Below are 3375 nucleotides of genomic sequence, written 5' to 3' on the forward strand. Positions count from 1 at the left end.
CCGCCGGGCCCGCCCCCGCGCCCCCTGCTGTGGCGCTGGCGGCACAACCCCCTGCGCCGCCGCACCGACACGCTCCACGCCTGGCTCGGCCTCGGGGCGCTGATCGCCGTACTGGCCGTGGCACCCGTGGCCGCCCTCCTCGCCGGCGACGCCGCCCGCCGGCATTACGAGGACACCGCCCGCCACCAGAACCGGACCCGGTACGAGACGGACGCGACCCTCGTCCGGGACGCCCCGCGCCACCCCGAACCGGGCTCGGACGAGGAGAAGAGGACCCGCTACCCGGCCGAGGTCCGCGTGGTCACCCGCGAGGGGCGGACCCGCACCACACGGGCGGAGGTCCAGCCGGGGCTGACCGCCGGCAACACCGTACGCGTCTGGGTCACCGCCGACGGCGAGGTGACGGACCGGCCGCTGACCCGCGAGGAGGTCCGCAGCCGCACCATGGGCTGGGCCCTCCTCGCCGCCATCGGAGTCGCCCTCACCGGCGCCGCCGCCCACGCCCTGACCGGCCTGGCCCTGCGCCGCCGCAACCTCGCCGACTGGGACACGGCCTGGGCGGAGACGGCCCCGCGCTGGACGACGCCTACGTGAGGGTCTTGACCCGGCGCAGGGTGATCACCGTCTCCGCGGTGTGGACGCCGGCCAGGCCGCCGATCCGCTCGCTGAGGAACGTGCAGAGGTCGTCGGTGGTGCGGCAGAGCGCCGACACCACGAGGTTGGCCCGGCCGGTGACGGCGGCGGCGAACCGCACCTCCGAGAGAGCGGCGACCGCCGCGCCCGCCTCCGCGAGGGCCCCCGGGGCGACGGTCGGCCAGAGCAGCGCCTCGACCCCCTGCCCGAGCGGCTCGCTGTCGTACTCCACGGCGAGATACAGCACGCCCGTGCCGCGCAGCCGCTCCAGCCGCCGCTTCACGGCCGTCTCGGACAGCCCGGTCACCTTCTGCGGCTCGGTGAGGGAGGCACGGCCGTCCCGGCGCAGCGCCGCCGGCACGGCCTGATCGGCCGCGTCGAGGACGACCGGCGGCGCCGACGGGGCGGGCGTCGGCGTCGGGAGGGCGAAAGTTTCGCTCACTCTGCATCAGAGTTCGGCGTATCTCTGGCTCGCTGCGCGGAACACCTGAATTTGACCGGTTCAGTACCCCCATTGAGCTGGGGTTACGTGAATCCCTCCCAGTTCTTGATCAAGCGAAGATTTCGAAACATTCACCGAAACTGTTGACGGTTGACGCGCACAGACCAACACTGTCCGGCATCGCACCCCCACCGAGCCGCACAGGAGGCGCACCACATGCACGTGTCCGCACATCCGAGGGGCCGCAGACGCGGCCGCCTGCTGCTCAGCGTCAGAAGCGCCTGGACCATCGCGCTGGCCGCCGTCACCGCACTGCTCCTGACCGCCACCACCGCCACCGCCGTCACCACGAACCAGACCGGCACCAACAACGGCTGGTGGTACTCGTTCTGGACCGACTCCCAGGGAACCGTCTCCATGGACCTGGGCTCCGGCGGCAACTACAGCACCCGGTGGAGCAACACCGGCAACTTCGTGGCCGGCAAGGGCTGGAGCACCGGCGGCCGCAAGACCGTCAGCTACTCGGGCTCCTTCAACCCGTCCGGCAACGCGTACCTCACGCTCTACGGATGGACCACCGGCCCGCTCATCGAGTACTACATCGTCGACAACTGGGGCACCTACCGGCCCACCGGCGAGTACAAGGGCACCGTCACCAGTGACGGCGGCACGTACGACATCTACAAGACCACCCGGTACAACGCCCCCTCCATCGAGGGCACCAGGACCTTCGACCAGTACTGGAGCGTCCGGCAGCAGAAGCGCACGGGCGGCACCATCACCAGCGGCAACCACTTCGACGCCTGGGCGAGCAAGGGCATGAACCTGGGCAACCACAACTACATGATCATGGCCACCGAGGGCTACCAGAGCAGCGGCAGCTCCAACATCACCGTGAGCGAAGGAAGTTCCGGCGGCGGCGGTGGCGGCGGTGGCGGTGGCGGCGGTGGCGGTGGCGGCGGTGGCGGTGGTGGCACCGGCGGCTGCAACGCGACCCTGTCGGCCGGCGAGAAGTGGGGCGACCGCTACAACCTCAACGTCTCGGTGAGCGGCTCCAGCAACTGGACCGTCACGATGAAGGTCCCCTCCCCGGCGAAGGTCTCCTCGACCTGGAACGTCAGCGCGTCCTACCCCGACAGCCAGACCCTGGTCGCCAAGTCCAACGGCAGCGGCAACAACTGGGGCGCCACGATCATGGCCAACGGCAACTGGAACTGGCCGACGGTCTCCTGCAGCGCAGGCTGACCCCCCCACACGAGGAGGACCACCGCAGATGACCACCGGAAAAGTCCCCCGGTCCCTGGTGTCGGGAGTGGCCGCCGCCGCGCTGACCCTGGCCGGCACCGCGGCCCTCGACGCCGCACCGGCGCACGCCGCCGCCTGCAACGGCTACGTCGGACTCACCTTCGACGACGGCCCGTCCACCGGCAGCACCATGAACCTGCTCAACGCGCTCCGGCAGAACGGGCTGCGGGCCACGATGTTCAACCAGGGCCAGTACGCGGCCGCCAACCCCTCCCTGGTCAAGGCCCAGGTCGACGCCGGCATGTGGGTCGCCAACCACAGCTACACCCACCCCCACATGACCCAGCTGAGCCAGTCCCAGATGGACTCGGAGATCGCCCGCACCCAGCAGGCGATCGCGAACGCCGGCGGCGGCACACCGAAGCTGTTCCGTCCGCCGTACGGCGAGACCAACTCGACGCTGCGCGCGGTCGAGGCCAAGTACGGCCTGACCGAGATCATCTGGGACGTCGACTCGCAGGACTGGAACAACGCCAGTACCGACGCCATCGTGCAGGCCGCCTCCCGGCTCACCAACGGCCAGGTCATCCTGATGCACGACTGGCCGGCCAACACCATCGCCGCGATCCCGCGCATCGCGCAGAACCTGGCCTCCCGGGGCCTGTGCGCCGGCATGATCTCCCCGCAGACCGGCCGCGCCGTCGCACCCGACGGTTCCGGTGGTGGCGGGGGAGGAGGCGGTGGTGGCGGCACCGCCTGCACCGCGACCCTGTCCGCGGGCAACCGCTGGAGCGACCGCTACAACCTCAACGTCTCGGTCAGCGGCGGCAGCGACTGGACGGTGACCATGAACGTGCCGTCCCCGGCGAAGGTCTCCTCGACCTGGAACGTCAGCACCACCTACCCCAACAGCCAGACCCTCGTCGCCAAGCCCAACGGCAGCGGCGACAACTGGGGGGTGACGATCATGGCCAACGGCAACTGGAACTGGCCGACCGTCTCCTGCAGCACGGGCTGAGACCGGGGCGGGCCGCGGCACCCACCGTGCCGCGGCC

General features: G+C 71.0%; 4 protein-coding genes. 3 read left to right on the forward strand and 1 reads right to left on the reverse strand.

What is annotated here, in order from left to right; all coding sequences use genetic code 11:
* On the forward strand, positions 1-594 hold a 594-nt coding region (locus B7767_RS06300), incomplete at its 5' end, for a hypothetical protein (protein WP_107485840.1).
* On the opposite strand, the gene B7767_RS47245 is transcribed toward B7767_RS06300, so the two are convergent.
* The gene (locus B7767_RS47245) at positions 587-1075 is read right to left on the reverse strand and encodes an Lrp/AsnC family transcriptional regulator (protein ID WP_218775776.1); all 489 of its coding nucleotides are present in this window, start codon (positions 1073-1075) and stop codon (positions 587-589) included. The genes B7767_RS06300 and B7767_RS47245 overlap by 8 nt on opposite strands.
* Before the next feature lie 216 nt (positions 1076-1291).
* On the opposite strand from B7767_RS47245, the gene B7767_RS06310 reads away from it, so the two are divergent.
* Positions 1292-2320, forward strand: a complete 1029-nt coding sequence (locus B7767_RS06310; protein WP_085571259.1) for a glycoside hydrolase family 11 protein — start codon at positions 1292-1294, stop codon at positions 2318-2320.
* A 28-nt stretch (positions 2321-2348) separates the two neighbouring features.
* Positions 2349-3338: a polysaccharide deacetylase family protein gene (locus tag B7767_RS06315; protein ID WP_085571260.1), complete on the forward strand. Its 990-nt coding sequence runs from the start codon at positions 2349-2351 to the stop codon at positions 3336-3338.
* The last annotated feature ends 37 nt before the right edge of the window (positions 3339-3375 follow it).

The organism is Streptomyces sp. 13-12-16, assembly GCF_002114215.1.
In the GTDB taxonomy this organism is placed as follows: Bacteria; Actinomycetota; Actinomycetes; order Streptomycetales; family Streptomycetaceae; genus Streptomyces.